This window comes from Arthrobacter sp. P1_B3 (genome assembly GCF_056406615.1).
In genome coordinates this window covers 120561-145863 of the sequence record NZ_JBFTZV010000004.1, presented here as the reverse complement: position 1 = coordinate 145863, position 25303 = coordinate 120561, and the positions used below count along the sequence as shown (strand labels likewise).

At 67.2% G+C, this 25303-nt stretch carries 22 protein-coding genes; 14 read left to right on the top strand and 8 right to left on the bottom strand.

The window, feature by feature from the left end:
* Positions 1–27 precede the first annotated feature (27 nt).
* The gene (locus AC1D2F_RS06290) at positions 28–1431 is read left to right on the top strand and encodes a GntT/GntP/DsdX family permease (protein WP_229993194.1); all 1404 of its coding nucleotides are present in this window, start codon (positions 28–30) and stop codon (positions 1429–1431) included.
* A 151-nt stretch (positions 1432–1582) separates the two neighbouring features.
* Here AC1D2F_RS06290 and AC1D2F_RS06285 read toward each other — a convergent pair whose 3' ends face one another.
* The 4 genes from AC1D2F_RS06285 to AC1D2F_RS06270 form a co-directional block, all read right to left on the bottom strand.
* Entirely contained in the window at positions 1583–2470 is an 888-nt protein-coding gene (locus tag AC1D2F_RS06285) for an anti-sigma factor (protein WP_476966407.1), read from the bottom strand.
* Positions 2471–2480: 10 nt separating this feature from the next.
* A complete protein-coding gene (sigK, locus tag AC1D2F_RS06280; RefSeq protein WP_476966406.1) occupies positions 2481–3086 on the bottom strand; it encodes an ECF RNA polymerase sigma factor SigK in 606 nt (201 codons plus the stop codon).
* Positions 3087–3379: 293 nt separating this feature from the next.
* The gene (locus AC1D2F_RS06275; protein ID WP_476966405.1) at positions 3380–3847 is read right to left on the bottom strand and encodes a tRNA (cytidine(34)-2'-O)-methyltransferase; all 468 of its coding nucleotides are present in this window, start codon (positions 3845–3847) and stop codon (positions 3380–3382) included.
* An 85-nt stretch (positions 3848–3932) separates the two neighbouring features.
* Entirely contained in the window at positions 3933–4907 is a 975-nt protein-coding gene (locus tag AC1D2F_RS06270) for a J domain-containing protein (protein WP_364745812.1), read from the bottom strand.
* Positions 4908–5048: 141 nt separating this feature from the next.
* Between AC1D2F_RS06270 and AC1D2F_RS06265 the strand changes: the two genes are divergently transcribed.
* Positions 5049–5972: a diacylglycerol/lipid kinase family protein gene (locus AC1D2F_RS06265; RefSeq protein ID WP_476966404.1), complete on the top strand. Its 924-nt coding sequence runs from the start codon at positions 5049–5051 to the stop codon at positions 5970–5972.
* A 36-nt stretch (positions 5973–6008) separates the two neighbouring features.
* Here the strand turns inward: AC1D2F_RS06265 and AC1D2F_RS06260 are convergent, their stop codons facing one another.
* The gene (locus AC1D2F_RS06260; protein WP_229993184.1) at positions 6009–6446 is read right to left on the bottom strand and encodes a Sec62 family protein translocation protein; all 438 of its coding nucleotides are present in this window, start codon (positions 6444–6446) and stop codon (positions 6009–6011) included.
* Positions 6447–6537: 91 nt separating this feature from the next.
* Here AC1D2F_RS06260 and AC1D2F_RS06255 point away from each other — a divergent pair, with 91 nt between their 5' ends.
* Positions 6538–7308 (top strand): helix-turn-helix transcriptional regulator, encoded by a 771-nt coding sequence (locus AC1D2F_RS06255; RefSeq protein WP_229993183.1) that lies wholly within the window; start codon positions 6538–6540, stop codon positions 7306–7308.
* Positions 7309–7382: 74 nt separating this feature from the next.
* Here AC1D2F_RS06255 and AC1D2F_RS06250 read toward each other — a convergent pair whose 3' ends face one another.
* Entirely contained in the window at positions 7383–8288 is a 906-nt protein-coding gene (locus AC1D2F_RS06250; RefSeq protein WP_476966403.1) for a DMT family transporter, read from the bottom strand.
* Positions 8289–8382: 94 nt separating this feature from the next.
* Here AC1D2F_RS06250 and AC1D2F_RS06245 point away from each other — a divergent pair, with 94 nt between their 5' ends.
* Positions 8383–9624, top strand: a complete 1242-nt coding sequence (locus AC1D2F_RS06245) for a cysteine desulfurase family protein (protein ID WP_229993181.1) — start codon at positions 8383–8385, stop codon at positions 9622–9624.
* Here the strand turns inward: AC1D2F_RS06245 and AC1D2F_RS06240 are convergent.
* Positions 9621–10859: an NAD(P)/FAD-dependent oxidoreductase gene (locus tag AC1D2F_RS06240; RefSeq protein ID WP_229993180.1), complete on the bottom strand. Its 1239-nt coding sequence runs from the start codon at positions 10857–10859 to the stop codon at positions 9621–9623. The two genes, AC1D2F_RS06245 and AC1D2F_RS06240, sit on opposite strands and share 4 nt — an antisense overlap.
* Before the next feature lie 205 nt (positions 10860–11064).
* Between AC1D2F_RS06240 and mnmA the strand changes: the two genes are divergently transcribed.
* From mnmA to AC1D2F_RS06205, 7 genes are all read left to right on the top strand, one after another.
* Entirely contained in the window at positions 11065–12177 is a 1113-nt protein-coding gene (gene mnmA, locus AC1D2F_RS06235; protein WP_081801692.1) for a tRNA 2-thiouridine(34) synthase MnmA, read from the top strand.
* Positions 12178–12473: 296 nt separating this feature from the next.
* Positions 12474–14102 (top strand): ABC transporter substrate-binding protein, encoded by a 1629-nt coding sequence (locus tag AC1D2F_RS06230; protein ID WP_229993179.1) that lies wholly within the window; start codon positions 12474–12476, stop codon positions 14100–14102.
* Positions 14103–14236: 134 nt separating this feature from the next.
* Entirely contained in the window at positions 14237–15328 is a 1092-nt protein-coding gene (locus tag AC1D2F_RS06225; protein WP_229993178.1) for an ABC transporter permease, read from the top strand.
* A 2-nt stretch (positions 15329–15330) separates the two neighbouring features.
* Entirely contained in the window at positions 15331–16344 is a 1014-nt protein-coding gene (locus tag AC1D2F_RS06220) for an ABC transporter permease (protein ID WP_229993177.1), read from the top strand.
* A complete protein-coding gene (locus AC1D2F_RS06215) occupies positions 16341–18044 on the top strand; it encodes an ABC transporter ATP-binding protein (protein ID WP_476966402.1) in 1704 nt (567 codons plus the stop codon). Before AC1D2F_RS06220 ends, AC1D2F_RS06215 begins: the two co-directional genes overlap by 4 nt.
* Positions 18045–18224: 180 nt before the next feature.
* Positions 18225–18641: a chorismate mutase gene (locus AC1D2F_RS06210; RefSeq protein WP_229993175.1), complete on the top strand. Its 417-nt coding sequence runs from the start codon at positions 18225–18227 to the stop codon at positions 18639–18641.
* Positions 18642–18643: 2 nt separating this feature from the next.
* Positions 18644–19687, top strand: a complete 1044-nt coding sequence (locus AC1D2F_RS06205) for a uroporphyrinogen decarboxylase/cobalamine-independent methonine synthase family protein (protein ID WP_229993174.1) — start codon at positions 18644–18646, stop codon at positions 19685–19687.
* Positions 19688–19744: 57 nt separating this feature from the next.
* Here AC1D2F_RS06205 and AC1D2F_RS06200 read toward each other — a convergent pair whose 3' ends face one another.
* Positions 19745–20467, bottom strand: coding sequence for a DUF4166 domain-containing protein (locus AC1D2F_RS06200; RefSeq protein ID WP_229993173.1), 723 nt, complete (start codon positions 20465–20467; stop codon positions 19745–19747).
* Positions 20468–20646: 179 nt separating this feature from the next.
* Between AC1D2F_RS06200 and mtrA the strand changes: the two genes are divergently transcribed.
* The 3 genes from mtrA (at position 20647) to AC1D2F_RS06185 (ending at position 25113) form a co-directional block, all read left to right on the top strand.
* Positions 20647–21321, top strand: coding sequence for an MtrAB system response regulator MtrA (mtrA, locus tag AC1D2F_RS06195; RefSeq protein ID WP_090583650.1), 675 nt, complete (start codon positions 20647–20649; stop codon positions 21319–21321).
* 196 nt (positions 21322–21517) lie between these two features.
* Positions 21518–23398, top strand: coding sequence for an MtrAB system histidine kinase MtrB (mtrB, locus tag AC1D2F_RS06190; RefSeq protein ID WP_229993172.1), 1881 nt, complete (start codon positions 21518–21520; stop codon positions 23396–23398).
* Positions 23395–25113 carry an LpqB family beta-propeller domain-containing protein gene (locus tag AC1D2F_RS06185; RefSeq protein ID WP_229993171.1) on the top strand — a complete coding sequence of 573 codons (1719 nt, stop codon included), beginning with the start codon at positions 23395–23397 and terminating at the stop codon, positions 25111–25113. Before mtrB ends, AC1D2F_RS06185 begins: the two co-directional genes overlap by 4 nt.
* Positions 25114–25303 lie beyond the last annotated feature (190 nt).

The following is a 25303-nucleotide window of genomic DNA, read 5'->3' as shown; positions in this document are numbered from 1 at the left end:
GCCACCAAGGAATTTTTTGCGAAATCACTGATAGCAACGCAGCTTCCGGCTGCCGTTGAGGCCGGGTCCGGCATCAACACCCAATTACTCATCATCGCGGGCCTGGGCATCGCCCTGCTCGTGGTGCTGATCGCCAAATTCAAGTTCCACCCCTTCCTGGCCCTGATTCTGGGGTCCGGATTCGTCGGCCTTGCCGCCGGCGTGGAACCGGCCAAGGTGATCATCAACTTCGAAGACGGTGTGGGCGGCGTCCTGAAGGAAGTGGGCCTGCTGGTCGCGCTCGGCGCGATGCTGGGCAAGCTGCTCGCCGACTCCGGCGGCGCCAACCGGGTGGTCGACACCCTTCTGGCCAAGGCCACCGGAAACAAGCTGGTCTGGTCCATCACGCTCGTCGCCGTGATCATCGGCCTGCCGATGTTCTTCGAGATCGGGCTCGTCCTGCTGCTGCCGGTGATCGTCCTGGTCACGCAGCGCTCGAAGATGCCGCTGATGCGCATCGCAATCCCGGCGCTGGCCGGCCTGTCCGTGCTGCACGGCCTGGTGCCGCCGCACCCGGGCCCGCTCATCGCGATCAGCGCCGTCAAGGCGGAACTGGGCACCACCCTGGCCCTCGGCATCCTTGTCGCCATCCCCACGGTGATCATCTGCGGCCCGCTCTTCTCCCGCCTGGCAGCCCGGTGGGTGCCCGTGGGCGCCCCCGCCGTCGCCGGCGGCGTCGACACCGTGCACGGCGCGGACACTGAGGGCGTCAAGCGCCCGCCGAGCTTTATCGTGACGCTGTCGACCATCCTCTTCCCGGTGGTGCTCATGCTGCTCAGGGCTGTCGTGGACATCATCTGGCCCGACCCCAAGACCGCCCCGGCCATCCGGATGTTCTTCGACTTCGTCGGGCAGCCGCTGGTGGCGATGACCCTGGCCGTCCTGCTGGCCATGGTGACCTTTGGCTACGCCGTGGGCCTTAACGGCGCCAAGATTACGAGCAAGATTGCTGCCAGCCTGGGCCCGATCGCGGGGATCATCCTGATCGTCGGCGCCGGCGGCGGCTTCAAGCAGACGCTGATTGGCGCCGGCGTGGGTGACTCCGTGAAGGCCTGGGCCGAGGGGACCAACATGTCCGTCCTGCTGCTCGGCTTCATCGTGGCCGTTGCCCTGCGGCTGGCGACAGGCTCCGCGACCGTCGCGACCGTGACGGCCGCCGGCATCGTGGCACCGCTCGCCAGTTCGCTGACGCCGACGCACGCCGCCCTGCTGGCCCTCGCGATCGGCGCCGGCTCGCTGTTCTTCTCGCACGTGAACGACGCCGGATTCTGGCTCGTCAAGGAGCTGTTCGGACTCACGGTGGGCCAGACGTTCAAGACCTGGTCGGTCATGGAAACGCTGATCTCCGTGGTGAGCTTCGGCCTGGTCATGCTGCTCTCGCTGGTCATTTAGCCGGGTCACGAAGTCAGCCGGACAAGCAGTTAGCGCGCCAACGCAGAAGCCGCCCGGGCCTTGAGTCCTTCCTCGGAAGGAGCCAAGGCCCGGGCGGCTTTCTGCGTCCGGGCGGCCTGTGTGAACCGCGCATGGCTGGGTCCTGCGGTGGCTAAGCGTTCAGCGGCGCCGCGGCGACGGTCGGCAGGGTTGGTGTCGCGGATCCGCCTTCGGGTTCCACGGTGATGCCCAGGGCGGCGGCGGAGCCGATGCCCTTGACCACCGCGGGCTTGGACAAAGCTTCAGCGTCCATGAGCCCCTGCGACACCGGGGCCGAGCCGTCCTTCGGGATCAGCCACATCTGGTACACCTTGCCCGCGGGCGGAGCCGGGACGCCGTTCATTTTGACGACGGCGGCGTCCTTGGACGGGGAAATCGACACGGTGGCCGTGCCGCCGCCGTTGACGTCGACAGTGGCCTGCCGGACGTCGCTGGCCTGCATTACCTGGTTCAGCGGATCATTCTGGTTTGCCACATACGCGCCCACGCCGACGCCGCCCAGGGCGATCACGGCTGCAGCGGCGACGCCGACAAGCCAGTTCCGCATGCCCTGCGGACGGCGGCGTTCTTCCCTGCGCTTGCGGGCCACGCCGAGCTCGTCAGCGCCGGCCATTCCCGAGCTCTCGCGGACCGGATGTGGCATCACAGGTGTCGTTTGCGGACCCGTGCCGGGCAGGGGCGTTGCCGCGGGGGACGGCTGGGCCGCCGGCGCCGGCAGGGAGGCCATAATCCGGTCCAGCAGCCCGGGCGGAGGCTCTTCCTCGGCCGTGAAGCTGGTGGCCAGGGTCTCCCTGGCCTGCCGGACGCGGTCATTGAAGGCATCGCGGTCTGCGGCCGGTGCAGAGGCGAGGAACTGCTCGATCGCGGCGCGTTCGGCGTCGTCCACGGCGTTGAGGGCGTAGACCTCGGCAAGGTCCACGACACGGCCGGAAGCCAGATCGGTGGCGATCTCGGCAGTGAAGCCGCCCGGGAGGCGGTTGTCGTTCTCATGTGGGTTCATGTCGGTCAATTCAGCTCACCCCCAGGCAGGTCTTCAGTCGGATCAGTCCATCGCGGATGCGGGACTTGATGGTAGGAACCGCGGCGTTCAGCCGCTCGGCCACTTCCCGGTAGGTGAGGCCGCCGTAGTATGCCAGCCGCACGGACTCCTGCTGCGTATCGGTCAGCGTCTCCAGGCACCGGACCACGGCCTCGGTCTCAAGCCGGCTGCCGACCTCGTCTGAGACGGAATCGTGGTCGATCTCCTGGCTGCTGGCCCCGTATTTGGCTTCGCGGTCCGTGGCGGACTGCGAGGACCGGACCTTGTCAACGGCACGGCGGTGCGAGATGGTCATGAGCCAGGCGAGCGGGCTGCCGGCCGCGGGATTGAACTTGGCAGCGTTCTGCCAAACCTGCAGGAAGACTTCCTGCGTGGTGTCCTCGCTGAGTTCGGTATCGATCAGGACCCGGCGTGCCATGCCGAAGACGCGCCTGGAGGTGAGGCTGTAGAACTCCGCGAACGCCGCCTGGTCGCCCTGGGCAATCAGTTCCAGCAGGCTCCCGAGCCGGCCGTTGATGTCGGCTGAGGTACCCGCAGGTGCTGCGGCCTCGGGGTTCGGGGCATTCGGAGTATCCATCACTCCCAAGCATAAGGCGCCCAGCGGCGCAAGAGGGCCAAGGCGTGCTGCATGCGGCGGGAGGCCGGCCCCTGCCTCCCGGGCGGGGTGTCTATACAGATGTACTGTTCTCACCCGCCTCTCCTCGCTCCCTTCCGTTTCTCCCAAAACGCTGAGTCGACGGTTTCGTGTGCCCGCCTTCAGAAGTGATTCGGCGCAGCCCGGAACCCGGATGGGCGCGATCTGCGGGATTCTTTCCCGCGGGCTCCCTAGGGGGCAGCCGCCGGTTCAACCGGCCGTACGCGGCGGACCCGCTACAGCTTGGCCCCAGCGAACCCGTTCTGGCGCCATGCCTCATAGACGGCGATGGACGCCGCGTTGGCCAGGTTCAGCGACCGGAGGGAGGGCAGCATCGGCAGGCGGACGCGGGACGTCACCCGGGGGCTGTGCTTGATGTCCTCGGGCAAACCCGCGGATTCAGGACCAAACAGCAGGACGTCGCCGGCGCGGTATCTGATGTCTGTGTAGGTGGTCTCGCCGTCGGAGGTGAAGGCAAATACCCGTTCCGGCTCCAGCGCCGCCCAGGCTGCGTCGATGTCCGGGTGGACGGTCACGACGGCGAGGTCGTGGTAGTCCAGGCCCGCCCGCCGGAGCTTGGCGTCGGAAAAATCAAAGCCCAGGGGCTCCACCAGGTGCAGTTCGGCGCCCGTGATGGCGGCAAGCCTGATGGCGTTTCCGGTATTGCCGGGGATTTCGGGGGTGTGGAAGAGGATGCGGAACACCGTTCCATCCTAGCGAGCCGCCGGCGTCGGCCGTGCCGCGGATCCTCCGTCCCGGAGCCCCGTGGGGGAGGGCCAGCGGCGGAACCTAGTGCATTCCGCGCAGCAGGCGGGCCAACACGGGCACGTTGACGGTGTTCGGGGCCGGTCCCGAGCCGAGGAACTGCTTGAGGCCGCGGGCCAGGCCCGCGGCGTTGACCACCTCGACCAGCCCCGAACCTTCCCCGTACCCGCTGCCCTGGCCGCCGGGTGCGCGGCGGTGCCGGTCGATGACCGGTTGATGCAGGTTGCCGTCGGTGCTGTGGACGACAATCCAGCCGGTGACGTTGAGCTCGGGAAAAATGTCCTGCATCCGGCGCACGACGTGGGCCAGTTGGGGCGGGGCGACGGAGCGTCCGCCGTGTGTCAACGTGCTGCCGTTCCACGCGTAGGCGCCCGGCGGCAGCAGCATGGACCCGATGATTGCGAGCCGGTACCCGGCAAGGACTGCGTGGTCGATGTGGCTGTTGTCCGCCGGGGACTGCAGCCCGTTGACAAGGCGCGCCGACGGGATGGCGGTCAGGATCTGCCTGCTGATGAGCTGCACAGTCCGCATCTCCCGTTGGATCCGGGCCTCGGCCCCGAAGATCCCGCGCTTGCGCGGCATGCCGTGGACCTGCTGTCGGGCTACACCGGCGGGAATCAGCGGCACCGCCGTCCCGTCGCCAAACTGCTCGAACGGGGGAACATAGACGGGCGGGTCGGCAGCCGTATTCCGCGGCGTGTTCGGGCGGCGCACGTTGGCGGATGCCCTGCTGCCTGCGGCCGGGGCGTCGAAGTGGGCGCCGTCGTCGGCGGCGGTTGAGGAATATGCGCTGCCGTAGGAGCGGTCATAGTCCGCGCGGCGCTTTGCGTCGATGAGTGTCTCGTACGCGAGGGTGACACGCCGGAAGGCTGCGGGATCGCCGCCGTGATCCGGGTGCGCGAGCCGGGCGGCCTTGCGGTACGCCACTTTGATGTCCTTCTCCGTCGCCGTCACGGGGATCCCGAGGACCTGGTAATGCGAGCTGCTGCCCTGCGTCAAACAGAGATCCTTTTCATCGATGGTGCCGGCGTTGAGAATGCCAGACCGTTCGTGGGCGCCCGGCAGGCCCAGTTTAACCGGCTGGGGGAATAACGTGCGCGCGTACCGGGATGGTTCCCGGCGGCTGGCATAATTGCGCGCATGCTGATCGCCGTCGCCGTCAACCCGCGCGCATCCTTTGGCCGGGCGCGGCACGCCGGGAAGGAAGCGGCGTCGCATTTCCGCGCAGCCGGGGCGGAGGTCCTGTTGCTGTGCGCGGACAACTATGCCGGGCTCGCGCAGGCGGTTGAGGACGCGCTGGAGTCGGGCGTGGACGCCCTCGTGATGGTGGGCGGCGACGGCATGGTTCACCTTGGGTTCAATGCGCTTGCCGGTGCCGCTGCACGTGCCGGCGCCGGCGCCGGGGACGGCGGCCGGGTTCCGCTGGGCATCATTCCCACCGGGACGGGCAACGACACGGCCCGGGCGCTGGGCCTGCCGCTGCACAACCTCCCGGCGGCCTGCGAACGGGTGCTGGAGTCTTTGGCCGACGGCGGCCGGATGATCGACGCCGGCAGGATCACCGCTGGAGGAACCTCCCGCTGGTTCGCGGGCGTGGTCTCGGCCGGGTTCGATGCCGCCGTCAATGAGCGGGCCAACCACTGGCGTTGGCCGCGCGGCAAGATCCGCTACCAGCTCGCCATGCTTCGCGAACTGGCCTCGTTCCGGGCCATCAATTACACGGTGACGGCCGACGGCGTGAGGTGGCAGCAGGACGCCATGCTGATTTCCGTCGCCAACGGCCAGTCGATCGGCGGCGGGATGAGGATCGTCCCGGAGGCCGTCCTTGATGACGGCCGCCTGGACCTGTTCATTGTCAGCCGGTTGTCCCGGACCGGGTTGCTGGCCGTGTTCCCGAAAGTGTTCGCCGGCAAGCACGTGGGCCACCCCGCCGTGCAGCTTCGCCGGGTCCGCACCGTGGAACTGGCGGCCAGCAACATCGTGGCCTACGCCGACGGCGAGCGGATCGGGGCGCTCCCGATGACCATCGAGGTCGTTCCGCGGGCCGTCTGTGTTCTCGCGTAGTGGCCCGGCGTAGCGGCTTGGCCTAGGCGCTAGGCGCTAGGCGTCGTGGCCGGCGCGGCCTTGCGCGGCCTTGCGCGGGGACAGCCTGTTCAGTGCCAGGGCGCCCACGAGTAGTCCGAAATCACGCAGTGCGACGTCATAGAAGCCGCCGAGGACGATCAGGTTGATGATGATGCCCAGCAGCCAGGCGGCCACGAGTGCCGATCCGAAGCGCGGGCGCAGCGCCACCATTACGCCGGCGATGATTTCCACCACGCCAACGATGTACATGATGGTCTGGGCCGGCAGCGGGACTACCGAGGTCACCACGGGGGCCAGGTACATGGTCCAGTCGGTCAGCAGATTCGTGAACTTGTCCAGACCGAACAGGATGGGCGCAACCGTAAAGACGGTCCGCAACAAGAGAAATGCCTGGCGGTGCGGGTCCGCCGCGAGCTGCTGTGCGTCAGTGGCGAGGGCTGGGGAAACTTTCATGGCATGCTCCTTCTAAAAATGGATAATTCGATTTTAGAACGCTGCAGGAGGATTAAGCAATGATTCTTGTTTTTAGAGATATTCTTGTTCCATGACCAAACTTCCGTGGAACCGCAGGCTTGCGGCGGTCGCGTCCCTGGGCGACGAGAGCCGCAGGATGCTGTTTGACTACGTCGCCTCAGCGGCAGACGCCGTCGGCCGGGACGACGCCGCCAAGGCGGTGGGCCTGGCACGGAGCACAGCCTCGTTCCATCTGGACCGGCTGGTGAAAGACGGGCTGCTGGCCGTGGAGTTCCGCAAGCTCGGAGGGCGGGAAGGCCCCGGTTCGGGCCGGCCCGCCAAGCTGTACCGGGCCGCCGTGGATGAGGTGGAGGCCTCCGTCCCCGACCGCCACTATGATCTCGCCGGCGAGTTGCTGGTTTCCGCGATCGAAGCTGCAACCAGCGACGGCGGATCGCCGCAGGATGCCCTGCTCCGGGCCGCACGCGCTAAGGGGCAGTCAGCGGCTGAGTCGGCAGCCCGTGCACCCGGGCGCGAGCCGGCAGGGGCCATCGTGGCGGGGGATGCGGAAACCGCCGGCGGGCCCGAAGGTGCCGGCCCGTTCGCTGACTTCCTGACGGGGCAGGGCTACTGCCCGGCGGACGACGGCGGCGGGGGACTGGTGCTGATGAATTGCCCGTTCCATCGCCTCGCCGCCGGGCATGCAGATGTGGTCTGTGCCATGAACGGAGCCTACCTGGGCGGGGCATCCGCGGCCCTGGGGATCGACCCGGGGCGGATCGAGGCGCTCGCCATCGAAGATCTCAGGGAGCAGGGGAGCGCGCAGCCCGGGCAGTGCTGTGCCCGCATCCTGCCTGCATGACAGGGCTGCCTGGCGTGGCCGTACTGCCGGCATGGCCGGACCGCCTGTGGGACCCGGACCGCCCGGCATCGCGGCTACCGGCCCCGCGCCCCCGCCGTTGAGGCGGCCGGCGCTCCGAGCCTGCGCCGGCCCTTGATCCCGGTCAGCAGGACGCCTCCGATCACCGTTAGGCCGCCGACGATCTGCACGGGAGTGAGCGGCGTCCCCAGCAGCACGGTGATGATCGCCGTGAAGACAACCATCAGGTTGAGGTAGTTGCCCGCGGTCCCCGGCGGCGTGTTCCTCAGCGCCAGGTTCCAGAGGAGGTAGGAACCAAGGGAGGGGAACAGGGCGATGTACGCCAGTGACCAGCCTTCGCCCACGGTGTCGGGAAACTGGACGTTCATGGCCAGGGCGAGCGGCGCCAGCGTCACGGTCGCAATCGCCACCTGTACGGCCGTGGCGGAGATGGCCGGCACCTTCAGCCGGCGGGCAATGATCGTGTAGAAGCCCCAGACGATGATCGCACCGGTCATCAGGAGTTCGCCGGTATTGATGGAGAGGCTGAACACGCGTGCCAGCTCACCCTGGGTCAGGACGAGCAGCACACCCAGCAGGCCAAGGCAGATGCCGAGCCAGCCCAATCGGGTGGTCCTCTCGCCGAGCAGGACGATCGCCATGACCACAATCAGGGCCGGGTTGGCCGCCGTAATGAGGGAGGCGTTGATCGCGGACGTGTATCCGAGCGCGCTGTAGAGCAGCAGCGTGTAGCCGCTCATGCCCAGGACGCTCAGCGCCAGGAGCACGGGCCAGCGGCGCAGCACCGCGCGCCAGTCCGGTTTCTCAACGAAGTGGGCCAGGAGCAGCAGCGGCACGGCGGCCAGGCTCCAGCGCCAAAAGGTCAGCTCCAGCGGCGTCATGGAGGCGACGGCGGCCTGTCCGACGACGTAATTGCCGGACCAGAACAAGGTGGCCAGCACAAGGTAGAGGGGCGATTTCACCGCTTGAATGTACACCAGCCCCGCGCCCTTCCCCGGCGTCTTCGCCCACCGCCGCCGAGGGGGGCGCAGGCGCCACCGCAGGTAGAATTGGGCTGTGCCTGTATACCTCGACCACGCCGCCACCACCACCCTCGCCCCGGAGGCGCTGGCTGCACTGACGCGCGAACTGGCCCGGACCGGCAACCCTTCCTCGCTGCACGGATCGGGCCGCCGTGCCCGGCGCTCCGTAGAGGACGCGAGGGAAGTGCTGGCGGCGGCCGCCGGTGCCCATCCCTCGGAAGTCATCTTTACCTCCGGCGGGACCGAGGCGGACAACCTTGCAGTCAAGGGCCTGTACTGGGCGCGGCGCGCCGAGGACCCTGCGCGTACCCGCATCCTGTGTTCCGCCGTCGAACATCACGCGGTGCTGGACACCGTCGAGTGGCTCGAACGGCATGAAGGTGCCGAAGTCTGTTGGCTCCCGGTGGACGCCGAGGGCCTCGTGGACCTGGCGGTGCTCGAGGCCGAGCTGTCCCGGGATCCGGCGTCGATCGCCCTGGTGACCGTCATGTGGGCCAACAACGAGGTCGGCACCATCCAGCCCGTCGCCCGCGTTGTGGAACTGGCCCACGCTGCCGGCGTGCCCGTCCACTCCGACGCTGTCCAGGCTTTCGGCTCCATACCCGTTGACTTCCGCGGGACGGGCCTGGACGCGATGTCCGTCTCCGGGCACAAGATCGGGGGACCGGTTGGCGTCGGCGCACTCATCCTGGGCCGGGCGGTGAAGCTGACACCGGTCCAGCATGGCGGCGGCCAGGAACGCGACGTCCGCTCAGGGACCCTGGACACTGCGTCGATCGCCGCCTTTGCCGCGGCCGCCGAGGCAGCCGCCGCGAAACTCCCCGAGGAGGCCGCCAGGATCGCGGCCCTTCGGGACCGGCTGATCGACGGCGTCCATGAGGCCGTCCCCGAAGCCGTGCTCCGGGGCGCCCCGGGCCCCGGGAGGTTGCCAGGCAACGCGCATTTCACGTTCCCCGGCTGCGAGGGAGACTCGCTGCTGTTCCTGCTGGACCTCGCCGGCGTCGAATCCTCCACGGGCTCCGCCTGCACTGCAGGTGTTCCGAGGCCCTCACATGTGCTGCTGGCCATGGGCCTGGATGAGGACACGGCGAGGGGTGCGCAGCGTTTCACGCTGGGGCATTCCTCGACCGACGCCGACGTCGATGCCCTGCTCGCCGCACTGCCGGGCGCCTACGCGCGGGCCCGCCAGGCCGGCATGGCCGGGCATGAGTCCAGCATCCAGACCGCGGGAACGGTGGCCCGTGAATCTGCCCGTCAGGCTTCCGCGGGGAGCTAATTCAGGAGTTGATCCAGCGGTGCCGAGGAATCGGCTAGCAGGTCCGGGCTCACGGGGGTGCGTGCGCTGATCAGCGCCTTGATCGCTTTCTGCGGCTTGGCGGAGCGGGGCCAGTTGACGTTCATTCCGGCCACCACCTCGCCGCCCCGCTGCCAGAAGGCAATGAACTCCTTGTCCGCAAGCGAGCCGCGGATGACCGGTGGCCCGCCTACCAGCGTGGGGAAGCCCGAGTACTCCATGCTGACGTCGTACTGGTCCGTGTAGAAGTACGGGATGGTGTCCAGTGCGGCGTCGAGGCCGAGCATCGCCTTGGCAGCCACCTTGCCGCCACCCAGGGCATTGGACCAGTGCTCGCTGCGGTGGTGCTCTCCGGTGAACGGGTGCAGGGCATTGGCGACGTCGCCGGCGGCGAAGATCCCGGGCATCGAGGTCCGCAGCGACGCGTCGGTGAGTATGCCGTTGCGGATCCCGATGCCGGCCGCCTCGGCCAGGCTGAGCTCCGGCACCACGCCCACGGCGATGACCACGACGTCGGCGGGCAGGACCTCGCCTGCGTCGGTGACCACCCCGGTGACCCGTCCTGACCGCCCCTGAATCTCGGCAGCGGCCGCCGGAAGTCGGAACCGCACGCCGTGGGCCTCGTGCAGCTCGCGGAAGAAGCCACCCAGGTCCGGGCCGATCGCCGCCCCGAGCGGCACCTCCTCCAGCCCCAGCAGGGTGACGGAATTTCCGTAGGTGCTGGCGGCGGCGGCCAGTTCCATCCCGATCCAGCCGGACCCGATCATGACCACGTTCAGGCCGCCGTCGGCGAGGCGGGCGTGGAGGCGCCGGCTGTCCTCCACCGTCCGGAACGTGCTGACGCCGTCGAGCCCGATGCCTTGCAGGGGGATGCTTCTGGGCCGCGCTCCCGTGGCGAGCAGCAGGGAGGCGTACTCCAGCTGCCCGCCGCCGTCCAGAACCACGGCCCGGGCAGCCGGGTCCAGAGCCGTGACCTGGACGCCGAGCCGGAGGTCGACGTCGTTCGCGTCGTACCAGTCTTCGGGCACCACCGGCAGGGCGTCGTCGCCGGCCTTGCCCAGCAGGTACTCCTTGGACAGCGGCGGGCGTAGGTACGGCTGGTGGGACTCGGCGGCCACCAGCACCACCGGGCCGCTGAATCCCTCCCCCCGCAATGTCTTGGCTGCGGTGGCACCGGCCAGTCCGCCGCCCACGATCACGATGTTTTCAACAGCCATGTCCGCTCGATTCCCGCGTCTGCGCGCTTCCGATTCTAAAACCGCTAGTCCTGACGCTAGAAGCGGGAAGCGGCCCCGTCAAGGCTTTTTGGGGAGGATTCGGCGTGGCGATAGAATGGCGTCGCAGGCATTGTGCTATTTCCCCGGACTTTCAGCGAGCCACAGCCCGGTGCCTGCGACACCCTGAACCCTATAGAAAGCCAGTATGCGAGTTCTTGCAGCAATGAGCGGCGGCGTTGATTCCGCCGTTGCCGCCGCCCGCGCCGTCGAGGCGGGGCACGACGTCGTCGGCGTCCACCTCGCGCTGTCCCGGATGCCGGGCACCCTGCGAACCGGCAGCCGCGGCTGCTGCACGATCGAGGACTCCCGTGACGCCTGGCGTGCCTGCGATATCCTCGGGATCCCCTACTACGTCTGGGACTTTTCCGAGCGGTTCAAGGAAGATGTGGTCCAGGATTTCATCGATGAATACGCCGCCGGCCGCACTCCCAATCCGTGCATGCGCTGCAACGAGCGCATCAAGTTCGCCGCCCTGCTGGAGAAGGCCATCGCCCTGGGCTTCGATGCCGTCTGCACCGGCCACTACGCCAAGGTCATCACCGACGCCGACGGCAACCCCGAGCTGCACCGTGCTGCGGACTGGGCCAAGGACCAGAGCTATGTGCTGGGCGTGCTGACCCACGAACAGCTCAAGCACTCGATGTTCCCGCTCGCGGAGACGCCGTCCAAAGCCGAGGTGCGCGCGGAGGCGGAGCGCCGCGGCCTCTCGGTGGCGAACAAGCCCGACAGCCACGACATCTGTTTCATCCCCGACGGCGACACCGCCGGCTGGCTCGCCGAGAAGATCGAAATGACCACGGGCGACATCGTGGACGAGTCCGGGGCGAAGGTCGGCGAGCACCCGGGCGCCAACGCGTTCACCGTGGGCCAGCGCCGGGGCCTGAAGCTGGGCACCCCGGCCGCGGACGGCAAGCCACGGTTCGTGCTGGAGATCCGGCCCAAGGAAAACAAGGTGGTCGTGGGCCCGGAGGCGCTGCTCGCCATCGACGAAATCCGCGGCATCAAGGTCTCCTGGGCGGGGCTGCCCATCGCCGAAGTGGCCACTGGCGAGGAGTTCGACTGCTACGCCCAGGTCCGTGCCCACGGCGACCCCGTCCCGGCCCGCGCCCACATGGCGGGGGACGAGCTTGTGGTCACCCTCACCGAGCCGCTGCGCGGCGTGGCTCCCGGCCAGACCGTGGTGCTCTACCAGGGCAGCCGCGTGCTGGGCCAGGCCACAATCGATGCCGCGCGCTCGCTGCAGCGGGCAGCGCTTTAGGCGCCCGCCACACCGAATCCAGCGAAGGGCCCCGCCACGTGGCGGGGCCCTTTGTCGTGTGGCCTCGGCCGTCCAGGCGTCCGGATGCGCAGGACCCTGCCGAAGATCCGGGCGGAATCCTGAAGAAAATGAGAGAAACCTTCGAATCGTGTAAATTTTGTGTCTCAACTCACAAAATGCAACGTTTCACCGAATGATTGTCTGGTTGAATCTAGGGATCAGCAAAGCGTGCCGCCCGACGAGTCACTCGTTTCACTTCGGGCTGCGCTAGAACGCATCGAACAGAAAGTTCACAGATGGCAATGAACAAAAAGGCCTGGCAGAGCGTCATCGCGCTGGCCGGGGTTTCCGCCTTTGCACTGACGGCCTGCACCGGGCCGACCGGCGGCGCTGGCGGGTCATCAGCCGCAGCTAGCGGTCCGATCGCCTACGGCACCACGGACAAGGTCACTGCCTTGGATCCGGCGGGCGCGTATGACAACGGTTCGTTCATGGTGATGAACCAGATCTACTCCTTCCTCCTCAACTCGAAGCCCGGCAGCGCAGATCCCGTGCCGGACCTGGCCGAGTCCGCGTCCTTCACCTCGCCGACCGAGTACACGGTCAAGCTCAAGCCGGGCCTCAAGTGGGCCAACGGCCACACGCTCGACTCCAAGGACGTCAAGTTCTCCTTCGACCGGCAGACCAAGATCAACGATCCTGCCGGTCCCGCAAGCCTGCTGACCAACATCGAAAGCATCACCGCCCCCGATGCCAACACCGTGGTCTTCAAGCTGAAGCAGGCGAACGACCAGACCTTCGCTCAGATCCTCAGCAGCCCCGCCGCGCCGATCGTAGACGATGAAGTCTTCCCGGCCGACAAACTGCTTGACGACGACTCGATCGTCAAGGCCAAGGCGTTCTACGGCCAGTACGTGATCGACACGTACAAGAAGAACGAGCTGGTCAGCTTTAAGGCATTCCCTGACTACCAGGGAGTCCTCGGCAAGCCGGCCAACGATGCCGCCACGATCAAGTACTACGCCGACCCCACCAACATGAAGCTGGACATCCAGCAGGGGAACATCGACGTCGCGAACCGCAGTCTGAGCGCCACCGACGTCGATGACCTGAAGAAGGACTCCAAGGTCAAGGTCAACGTTGGCCCCGGCGGCGAAATCCGCTACATCACGTTCAACTACGACACCATGCCGTTCGGCGCCAAGGCTCCGGATGCAGATCCGGCCAAGGCGCTCGCCGTCCGCCAGGCCATCGCGAACCTCGTTGACCGCCAGTCCATCGCGGACCAGGTCTACAAGGGCACGTACCTGCCGCTGTACTCCAACGTTCCCAGCGGTTTCCTCGGTGCCAACGAATCGTTCAAGGACGCATACGGCGACGCCGGCAAGCCGAGTCTGGACAAGGCCAAGAAGGTCCTGGCCGACGCCGGTGTGACGACCCCCGTCTCGATGAACCTGCAGTACAACCCGGACCATTACGGCAAGTCCTCCGGCGACGAGTACGCCATGATCAAGGACCAGCTGGAGAAGTCCGGTTTGTTCAAGGTCAACCTGCAGTCCACGGAATGGGTCACCTACAGCAAGGCCAGCCGCGCCGATGAATACCCGCTGTTCCAGTTTGGCTGGTTCCCGGACTTCAGCGACGCCGACAACTACCTGACCCCGTTCTTCCCGGAGGGCGGCTTCCTGAAGAACCACTACAACAACCCGACCGTCAACGACCTGATCAGCAAGCAGCTCACCACCGTTGATAAGACTGAACGCGAGTCCACGATCAAGGATGCGCAGAATGCCCTCGCCAAGGACATCTCCACGCTTCCGTTGCTCCAGGGCGCGCAGGTTGCCATTTCCGGCAGCGGTGTCAAGGGTGTCGATTCCACCCTCGATGCCTCCTTCAAGTTCCGTTTGGGAACTATTTCCAAGTAAGGCTGCATCCTTGCTGTCCTGACCAGCCTGCGAGGCGGGGCGCCCTCAAGGCGCCCCGCCTTTGCTGGTCATTGCCGCACCCCGCAGTTCACGCCGGCCCGCCCAAGGCCGCGACAGCACAATCTTAGGTACCAATGACAACATTGACTGAGGCGCCGCTAAACGACGCCGACGGACTTCTTCCGTCCAAGAAAAAATCCTCGGGTGGGGGCTTGGGGACCTACATCCTGGTCCGGTTCTTCCTGATCATTCCGACCATTTTCATTTTGGTGACTTTGGTCTTCTTCCTGATGCGGGTCATCGGCGACCCCATCACCGCAGCCCAGGGCGGCAGGCTTCCCCCGGAGGCGCTCGCGCAGCGCATCCACGAGGCCGGCTACGACCGCCCGATCCTCGTGCAGTACCTCGAATACGTTGGCCAGGTGGCGACCGGCAATTTCGGCACCACCATCACCGACCGCCGGCCCGTTGTCGAAATGATCATCACCTTTGGCACGGCAACCCTGGAACTGGCCATCAATGCCCTCATCGTGGCGCTCTTGGTCGGCATCCCGCTCGGGCTCATCTCCGCCTACAAGCGCGATAAGGCGCCCGACGCCGTCCTGCGGTTCTTCGCCATCCTCTGCTATGCCACCCCGGTATTCTTCGCTGGCCTGCTGATGAAGCTGGCCTTCTCCGTCTGGCTCGGCTGGCTGCCCGTCGCAGGACGGGCCTCCACCAGGACCGAACTGGCCATGGGAAGCCTGGCCGCACCGACCGGGATCTATTGGCTGGATGCCTTGCGCAGCGGCAACATGGCCGCGTTCGGCGACGTCGCGGCCCATTCAGTCCTCCCCGCACTCACCCTGGGGCTGCTGACGGCAGGGGTCTTCCTGCGGCTGGTCCGCACCAACGTCATCGGCACACTCGGCAAGGACTACGTCGAGGCCGGCAGGTCCCGTGGCGTTAGTAATTACCGCCTCGTGACCAAGCATGCCTACAAACCGGCCCTCATCCCGATCATCACGGTCATGGGGCTCCAGATTGCCCTCCTGCTAGGCGGCGCCGTCCTCACGGAGTCCACCTTCGAGTGGAAGGGCCTCGGCTACCAGCTGGTGCAATACCTGAACGCCCGCGACTTCGTCGCCGTCCAGGGAATCGTTGTAATGCTGGCGGTCATCGTTGCCGTCACGAACTTCATCGTGGACGTCGTCGCAGCCCTGATCGACCCGCGAGTGAGGTACTAGCCATGAATGCAACCAAAGTAAGCGGGCGCAAGCAGCCCCTCTTCTACCGGCTGCCGGTGATCTCGCATTTCCGCTCGAGCGTCGGGCTTCAGCGCGGCATGCTCGTCACCGGCCTGGTCCTGTCCGTCGTCTTCCTGCTCGTCGCCGTGTTTGCGCCGTGGATCGCGCCCTACGGGTTTGCCCAGCTCAGCGACGCCGCGGGTCCCTTCCCGACACAGCAGCCCCCCAGCCCGGCGCACATCTGGGGCACCACGGTGGGTGGCTATGACGTCTATTCCCGAGTGCTCTGGGGTGCCCAGACCGCCGCGGTGGTCATCATCGTCGCCGTGGCCATGTCGATTTTCCTCGGCGTAGCCCTCGGCCTTGTCAGCGGGTACTTCGGCGGCTGGCTCGACCGGGTGTTCGTGGTGATCGCCGATGCGATCTACGCTTTCCCGTCCCTGCTGCTGGCCATCGTGATGTCAATCGTCATCAGCCACGGCCAGTCCAGTTTCTGGGGAGGCATTGTTGCCTGCTCCATCTCCATCTCGGTGGTGTTCGTCCCGCAGTACTTCCGCGTCATCCGGGCCGAGACCATACGGCTAAAGGCGGAGCCGTACGTCGAGTCAGCCAAGGTGGTGGGTGCCTCAAGCATTCGCATCATGGGTCGGCACATCTTCAAGAACGCAACGCGCACGCTGCCATTGATTTTCACGTTGAATGCGTCCGAGGCCATCCTGACCCTGGCGGGCCTCGGCTTCCTGGGGTTCGGCATCGAACCGACGTCCGCCGCCGAGTGGGGTTACGACCTGAACAAGGCCATAGCAGACGCCTCCTCGGGCATCTGGTGGACCGGTGTTTACCCCGGTACGGCGATCGTCCTGACCGTGCTTGGGCTGACCCTCGTCGGTGAGAGCATCAACGACCTCAACGATCCCCGCCTGCGGGGCCGCAAGAAGGCTGTGGCAGGCAAGGGCGGACCTGACTCCACCGCCGGTGCCCAGGCTGCACTCGAAGCAGAATCGAGAGTTCTATGACCATCAACATCGACAAGCCCGGCCAGGGCGCAGGCCCGGTCCTGGACATCGACCGCCTCAAGGTCACGTTCGCCACTGATGCCGGGGATGTGTACGCCGTCAAAGACGTCAGCCTCCAGGTCAACCCCGGCGAGGTCGTGGCCATCGTTGGCGAATCGGGATCCGGCAAGACTGTGACGGCCAAGACCATCCTGGGGCTCTTGCCGGAGACGGCCATCAGCCAGGGCGCGGTTCTGATCAACGGCAACAACGTCATCAGCGTCAGCGAGGCGAAACTGCGGGAGATCCGGGGCCGCGATGTGGCCATGGTGTTTCAGGAACCATCCACCGCCCTTAACCCGGTCTTCACCGTGGGCTGGCAGATCGCCGAAGGAATCCGCGCACACGCCGGCACCGGCGGCCGCAGCAAGGTCTCGGCCAAGGAAGCCAAGGCGCGGGCAATTGAAGCCCTCCGCAAAGTGGGCATCCCGGACCCGGAAACGCGGGTCAACTACTACCCGCACCAGTTCTCGGGCGGCCAGAAACAGCGCGTTGTGATTGCCGCAGCGCTGGCCCTGAACCCTGGCCTCATCGTGGCGGACGAGCCGACGACTGCCCTGGACGTCACCGTGCAGGCCGAGATCCTTGAACTGCTGCGGGACCTGCGCGACAACTACGGAACGTCCATCGTGCTGATCACGCACAATATGGGCGTTGTCGCCGACCTCGCCGACCGCGTCGTGGTCATGTACCAGGGCGACGTCGTGGAGGAGGCATCCTCACGGGTGCTCTTCGCCCAGCCCAAGGAGGACTACACCAAGAAGCTCCTCGCCGCTGTGCCGCACCTGGGCCGCAACTCCGCGTCGGAGGGCATGGTGGAACGCGCCCACCAGGGCGGCAAAGTGCTAGTTGAGGCCAAGAACCTGACCATCGAGTACCCTGGGCGGCTGGGCAGTCCGGCCTTCAAGGCCGTCGACGGCGTCAGCTTCACCGTGTCTGAAGGCGAAGTTTTCGGTCTCGTGGGGGAGTCGGGTTCCGGCAAAACCACCATCGGCCGGGCGATCGCGGGTCTCAATCGGACCACGGGGGGCAGCCTGAACGTGCTGGGTTACGAAATGCTGAAGTTCAAGGAGCGCACCTTCAAGCCGCTCCGCAAGGAGATCGGCTTCGTGTTCCAGGACCCGGCGGCCTCGTTCAACCCGCAGCTGACCATCGGCGACTGCGTGGCGGAACCGCTGATCATCCACTCCAAACCGACCGCGGCTGAGGCGCGCAAGCGGGTCGGCGAGCTGCTCGAGTCCGTGCAGCTGCCGGCGTCGTACGCTGACCGGTTCCCGCACGAACTCTCCGGCGGGCAGCGCCAGCGCGCCTCGCTGGCGCGGGCGCTCATCCTGAACCCGAAGCTGCTCATCGCCGATGAGCCGACGTCGGCCCTGGACGTGTCCGTGCAGGCCGTGGTGCTGGAGCTGTTCAAGGAGATCCAGCAGGAGTTCGGCTTCGCGTGCCTGTTCATCAGCCACGACCTCGCCGTGGTGGACATGCTCTCCCACTGGGTCGGCGTGCTCTACAAGGGAAAGATGGTGGAGCAGGGCCTCGGCAACCAGGTGATGGGCAACCCGCAGCACGACTACACGAAGAAACTCATCGCCTCGCTGCCTGTTCCGGATCCCGACGAACAGGCCAGGCGCCGCGAGGCGTTCAAGGCCGTGCTCCACAGCTAACTGCCACGACCGAGTCTGGGCCGATGCAGCGCCGGGCCTGGCTCGTGCAGGGCCACTGCCAAATGGGCATGCCCACCTTTCAACGAACGGTGGGCATGCCCATTTTGGTGTCTCCGGCGGCCGACTGCAACGGCGCTTAACAGCGGGAGGCATTGGCCGCCGTGCCCCTAGACTGGACCAATGACCGAGCAGAACCTCAATCTTCCTGAAACCGATTCCTACGACCCGGCGGCAAGCTCCCTGGCCGGTTCCGTGGATCCCGCGGTAATGGCGGAGCTGTTGTCGATCCGCTCAAGCATCGACAACATCGATGCTACCCTCGTCTTCCTCCTCGCCGAACGCTTCAAGGCCACCCAGAAGGTCGGCTTCCTCAAGGCCGCGCACAAGCTTCCCGCAGGGGACCCGGGCCGCGAAACGGCGCAGATCGCCCGGCTGCGGCATCTCGCGGCCGAGGCCCACCTGGACCCGGCGTTCGCGGAGAAATTCCTGAACTTCATCATCGGTGAGGTCATCCGCCACCATGAGGCCATCGCCGAAGACCATCAGGCCGCCCAGGCCTCCGGCTCCGCGGACGCGGCCCGCGCCGCAGACGCCTAGCCATGGCCGGAACAGACTCGCCCGCACCGGGCCAAGTGACCGCGACGGGCCTGGGCCCGTGGCCCGGCGAGGACCCGGCCGAGGCCGCCCGCATCATCCGCGGAGAACTGGGCAGCCCGCATCTGCCGTTCCTTGCCGAACTTCCCGACCGCGGCGTCGGCTCAGATGCCTTAGGCCGGACCGCGTCCCTGCTCGTGGAGCTGGCCGTCGACGTCCAGCCGCATGGCTGGAGGTTCGTGGACCGTCCCGGCAAGGACCTGCAGCGGGCGAAATCCGCCCTGTCCACCGACATAAACATCCTGGCGGACGTGATCGGGGTCGAGGAAGTGCCGTCGGAGGATATCAAGATCCAGCTGCGCGGGCCGCTCAGCCTTGCCGCCGGCCTGCACCTGCACAACGGGGAACGGGCCCTGATCGACTATGGCGCCCGCCGCGAGATTGCGGCTTCGCTGGCAGCGGGTGTGGAAGGCTATCTCAAACGGGTGGCAGAGGCTGCCCCCGGTGCCCGGATCGTGGTGCAAATCGACGAACCGGAGATTGCCTCCGTGCTGGCCGGCACGATTCCCACCTCCAGCGGTTACCGGACCTTGCGCTCGGTGCCGGGCCGGGAAGTCACCGAGTCCTGGCAATTGGTCGTCGACGCGCTCCGGGCCGCGGGCGCCGTCGAAACCGTCGTGGCCGTCTCCGAAGTCGAGGCGCCCTTCGAGCGGATCCTGGCGGCGGGCGCCGACGGAATCGCCGTGCCGCTCCGGGCCCTGACCTCGCGCCAGTGGGAACAACTCGCGGGCGCGGTGGAGGCCGGCAAACGGCTCTGGGCCGGCGCGCTGGACGTGTCTGATCCCACCGCGAGGTTGCCCAGGGTTGGCGACGTCGTGGAAAACGTGTGGCGCCCGTGGCGGCAGCTGGGTCTTCCCGCGTCCACGCTGGGGGCGCTGCGCGTCACGCCGTCGGAGGGCCTGGCGGGGCACTCACCGGCCGCGGCGACGGCGGTCCTGACCCGGCTGACCCAGGTGGCGGACGGCCTCAACCAGCTGGCCCTCGGCTAGCGCAGCCGAAGGGACTGCCGGCGCCGCAGGGCCTGCCGGGGCCGCCGGATGCTCCCGTCAGATCCTGCTCTCCCAGCCGTCCGGACGGGCGTGCGCTGGCAGGTAGCCCGGCGTCGCAACTCCACCGGGGTAGGGCTCGAGCCGGTAGTCGAAATGGCCGGCGTACACCAGTACCAGGCCGAGCTGGGGCTGGATCACCTTGACCTGGATCCGGTGCCGCCCGCCGTCCTGGGGCTCCCACCACTGCTCGGCATAGGCCTTGGCATCGACGGCGGCCGGCAGCGGAATCCGCAGCGGGCCCAGGAACAGCCGGGACGCCTCGGACACGCCCCGGAGCCGGCCCTCCGGCGTGACGCTGAGATTGAGGTCCGTGACGAGCCGCCGGAAACGCCCTACATAGTCGACCAGCCCCGGCGTGTGCCCGCCGTCATCAAACCCGGAGTCATCAAAACTGGTGGTGTCCTGAAACAGCCGGGTGGTACCGGGGAAGAAGATTTCCCGCCGGGCCGTCAGGCTTGACCTGCCGAACGGGTCCAGGTGGGCGTGGTTCTCGATCCGGAAGCGAATGCCCTCGCCGTACTCGGGAAAGAAGGCCTGCTCGCCGGTGGTGAGCCGGAGCAGGGGACGCAGCCAGGCCTGACGGCAGCCGACGACGTCGAACACCCCTTCGCCGACGCCGTAGTGGCCCGACCCCGGTGCCAGGGCGAAGTAGTCTTGGAGCTCAGGCTGTAGTCGGGCAAAGTCGCTGCCCAGGGCGCGCTCGTAGATGGGGGTGTTCACGGGTTCCTCCTGCGGTCCGGGCCGGTTCACTTGGCCTGTCCACAGCATGCAGGACAACGCGGCGATTGTCACAGCGTCCCGTGCATCGGCGGGGTCCGGCGTCGGTGGCAGGCCCGCCTGCGCCATGCCGGTGGGCCGCCCGATACGACAAAGCCAATTCAATGGGGGAATATATAACTATGAAGGCACGCATTCTGGTAGTGGATGATGACGAGGCGCTCGCCGAGATGATCGGTATTGTGCTGCGCAATGACGGCTTTGAACCCGTCTTCTGCGCGGACGGCGGACAGGCGCTGGACGTGTTCCGCGCCTCCAAGCCGGACCTCGTCCTGCTCGACCTCATGCTTCCGGGAATGGACGGCATTGAGGTTTGCCGGCAGGTCCGTGCCGAGTCTGACGTCCCGATCGTGATGCTGACCGCCAAGGCGGATACCTCGGATGTGGTCCGCGGCCTCGAGTCCGGGGCCGATGATTACGTGCCCAAGCCGTTCAAACCCGCCGAGCTTGTCGCCCGGGTCCGGGCCCGGCTCCGTCCGGGTGACCAGAAGGCTCCGGAAACCCTGCGGATCGCCGACGTTACGATCGACGTCGCCGGCCACCTGGTCAGCCGCGGCAATGACCGGATTTCCTTGACCCCGCTGGAGTTCGACCTCCTCGTCGCCCTGGCCCGCAAGCCGTGGCAGGTGTTCACCCGTGAGCTGCTCCTGGAGCAGGTCTGGGGCTACCGGCACGCCGCAGACACCCGGCTGGTCAACGTCCATGTCCAGCGGCTGAGGTCGAAGATCGAACGTGACCCCGAAGCTCCCGAAGTTGTATTGACGGTCCGTGGTGTCGGCTATAAAGCAGGTTCCTGAGCCTGCGGACCGCGGTGTCCGGCAGGCCATAGACACGGACACAGCGCCGGACACGACGACGGCAGAGCCATCCGCGGCATCATCCGCAAAGTCATCCGCGTCGTCAACCGCAGGGCCGTCCACCCCACCCGGGCACGGAACGCCGCCTGCCGGCAGCGGGCCGGGACTTCGGCGCGGACTCGCCTTCCGGACCCGGTTGTGGGCAAAACGCGCGAGGATCGTTGGCGTCAGGGTCGCGCGGTTGGTCCGTACCGCGATGCAGCGTCTCTTGCCCGGTATCAGGTACCTGCTCCGGGCCGTGCAGCGGAAGTGGCGGCGTTCGCTGCAGTTCCGCACCGTCCTGACCACGCTGATGCTGGCCATTGGTTCATTCGCGGTAGTGGGCGCGTACCTGTCCAACCAGATCGCCAACAACCTGTTCCAGGAACGGCTCGCCCAGGCCGAATCCGAGACGCGCTACAACGTCAAGCAGGTCCAGGACACGTTCGACGGCGCCCAGGTCACGGACCAGTCCAGCGTCATCACCCTGGTCTATGACACCCTGAACGCGGTCGAAGGCCGCGGATCCGTGATCCAGAGGCGCTACGTCTTCGAGGCAATGCCGGAGCAGACCAAGCCGCGCAACCGTTGGGTTGAATCCCGGGCCTCGGACCAACTCACCATCGGCGTCATCCCCCCGGACCTGCGCAAGGCCGTGCAGAACTCGGGCAAGGACCAGTACTGGGCGTCCACGCAGTTCCCCGTGGGGACCGAAGACCGGCCCGGCATCGCCGTCGGCAACAAGGTGACCTTCAACGGCACCGTCTACGAGCTCTACCTCATCTATGACCTCAACACGGCGCAGAAGACGCTGGACGAGATCCAGAACGTCCTGCTGGCCGGCGGTGCCGTGCTGGTGCTCATGATCGGCGGCGTCGCCTGGTATGTCACCCGCAACGTGGTCAGCCCGGTCAGCCATGCTGCCGTCGTCTCCGAGAAGCTCGCGGCCGGACAGCTGCAGGAGCGCATGGTGGTCAAGGGCGAGGACGAGGTCGCCCGGCTTGGTGCCTCGTTCAACCACATGGCCGCAAGCCTTCAGGAACAAATCACGCAGCTGGCCACGCTCTCGCAAATGCAGCAGCGGTTCGTCTCCGATGTCTCCCACGAGCTCCGCACGCCGCTCACCACCGTGCGCATGGCCGCGGAAGTCCTCTATGACGCCCGCGAGGACTTCGACCCCATCAACAAGCGGTCCGCGGAGCTGCTCTACAATCAGGTGGAACGCTTCCAGTCGCTCCTGGCGGACCTGCTGGAAATCTCCCGCTTCGACGCCGGCGCAGCCACCCTCGACGCCGAACCCACGGACATTGTGCAGCTCGTCGCGCACGTCATTGAGGGAGTGGCACCCGTCGCCGCCGAATACGGCTCCGCCGTTACCCTCAACGCCCCGGCCGGGAGCGTCATTGTCGACATGGACGACCGCAGGATCGACCGAATCCTCCGCAACCTGATCCTGAACGCCCTCGAACACGGCGAGGGCCGCCCGGTGAACATCTCGGTGGCCGCAAGCGACACAGCAGTGGCCGTGGCCGTACGGGATCACGGAATCGGCATGACACCGGCTGAGGCGGCCCGCGTCTTCGACCGCTTCTGGCGCGCCGATCCCGCCCGTGCCCGCACCACCGGCGGCAGCGGGCTGGGGCTGTCCATCGCCGCCGAGGACACCAAGCTCCACGACGGCTGGCTGCAGGCCTGGGGGAGCAAGGGCCACGGGTCGAACTTCCGCCTGACCCTTCCGCTGCGCCGGCATGAGCCGATCACCAGGTCCCCGCTCCACCTCGAACCCGTCAACGTCGGGCTCCCGGAGACGGGCCGCCAGCGGACCATGGTCTTGCTGGACCCGCAACGGTCCGCGGAGACCCCGGCCGCGACACCAGGGGCCGGGACACCAGGGGCCGCGGCCCGCGGGACCATGGCTGACGGGTTCAGGGGATTTAGTGGCGACTTTTCTGGCGACGGCGGCGGCGCCGTCGGCGGGGCAACCCCGGACGGCGGCTCGGCCGGCCCCCGGGAAACCGGCATGGAGGGCAGGGCATGAACGGGGTTTCGGGCAAGTTCACCCGCGTGGGGGCTGCGCTGCTGGCTCTCCTCCTGCTCCTGTTGACCTCGTGCGCCCAGATTCCGCGCTCGGGGCCGGTGGGCAAGAGCACGGACGAGAGTGCGGGAAACCCCAACGCCCCGGTCTTCTTCCCGGCCGCGCCCCGTCCCGGCGCCGGACCCGAAGCAGTGATCGAGGACTTCTACCTCGCCGGCAGCGGCTACGAGGACGACTACGCCGTGGCCCGGCAGTACCTCACGCAGGCTTCATCGGTGGCGTGGAAGCCGGACCAGCGGGCGCTCGTCTTCCGGAAGGCCGCTGTGGTGGCCACCGGCGTCGAAAACGTCTTCAACTACCAGCTCGACGTCGCCTATTCGGTGGACGCCGACGGCGTGGCCACGCAGCTTCCCGAGGGCACTACCGAAAACATCCCCGTCACCCTGACCCAGGTGGACGGCGAGTGGCGAATCTCCGATCTCCCGGACGGCACGGCCATTCCGGAAGAGACCTTCAAGGTCATCTACGGCGCCTACCCGATCTACTTCTACGACCCCACATTCACGTACGCCGTACCCGATGTCCGGTGGTTCATCCGGAAGAAGACCGTCAAGGCGATGACGAGCGCCCTCCTGGGCGGCCCCGCCCCCTACCTCAAGGGCGCCGTCGTCAGCGCGTTCCCCTCGGGCATCAAGCTGGCCCGCGAGTCTGTGCCCGTCGTCTCCGGTGCCGCGCAGGTGGATCTCACCGCCAAGGACCTGGTGGAGGCCTCCAACGAGGACCGGCTGCGGATGCAGACACAGCTGGCCCTGACGTTCCGCAGCCAGCCGGATGTCGTCAATGTTGAGCTCCGTGCCAATCAGGACCTGGTGCGCGTCGAGGACAACGGCACGGTCCTGCCTCCGGTCCGGGACGAAAGCGTCCCCGCTTACCAGATCGCCGTCAGCAACAATGACCTGGTCCGGTACGAGAACAACAGGCTCTCACCGCTGCCGGACATCCAGTCCGTCGCGGCACTGTCACCACGGGCCCCGGCGGAGTCGACCGAGTCCCAGGCCGCCGCGTTCCTCAACGCCGCCCGCACCACGATGTACTCGATCGTTCCGGGCCAGCCCGCCAGGGCACTGTCCACGCGGGCTACGCTGTCCCGGCCTTCGTTCGGCCGCTACGACTGGGTCTGGACCGCCGGGCCGGGTGCTGCCGGCGCCACCGAGGTAGTGGCCTACCGGCCGGTCGGTGTGGCGGAGAACGCCAGCGTGCCCACCGTGACCCTGTCGCCGGGATGGCTCGCCGGCCGGACCGTCAAGGAGTTTCGGATTTCCCGGGACGGTACGCGTGCACTGGTCATTTCGGAGCAGAACGGCAAGAGCAAGGTCCAGATCACCGGGATCATCCGGAACGCGGACGGCACCCCGAGGGATCTGACCACGCCCCTGACTCTCCTGACTCCCCGGGATCCGGATCAAGGGGTCTGGGTGGATGACACCACGGTCGCGGTCATGAAGGCTTCCGGCAGCGATGCCGTCTCGCCGGAACTGTTGTCCCTGACCTCGGCGCAGCCGCAGCAGCTGGCACCGTGGCCCGGACTGACGGCCCTCAGCGCAGGCAACGGGACATCCGAGCTCTACGGCCAGTCCGCCGAGGGGATCTTCCAGCGGCTGGGCAACGGCTGGTCACCGCAGCTCAAGGGCCCTATCGACCCGTCCTTCCCCGGCTGACCCAGCGCCTTCTGAGCCAGCGCCTTCTGACCCAGCGCCTTCGGGCGGCGGCGCCTTCCGAGCCAGCGCCTTCGGGCCGCGGCGCTGGGCCGCTATCCGTGGGCCGCTATTGGTGGGCGGCTACCAGCCAGGGCCGGTGAGGGCGCCGGACGGCGTGTTGTCCACATAGCGGGCCGCGGGGCTATAACCG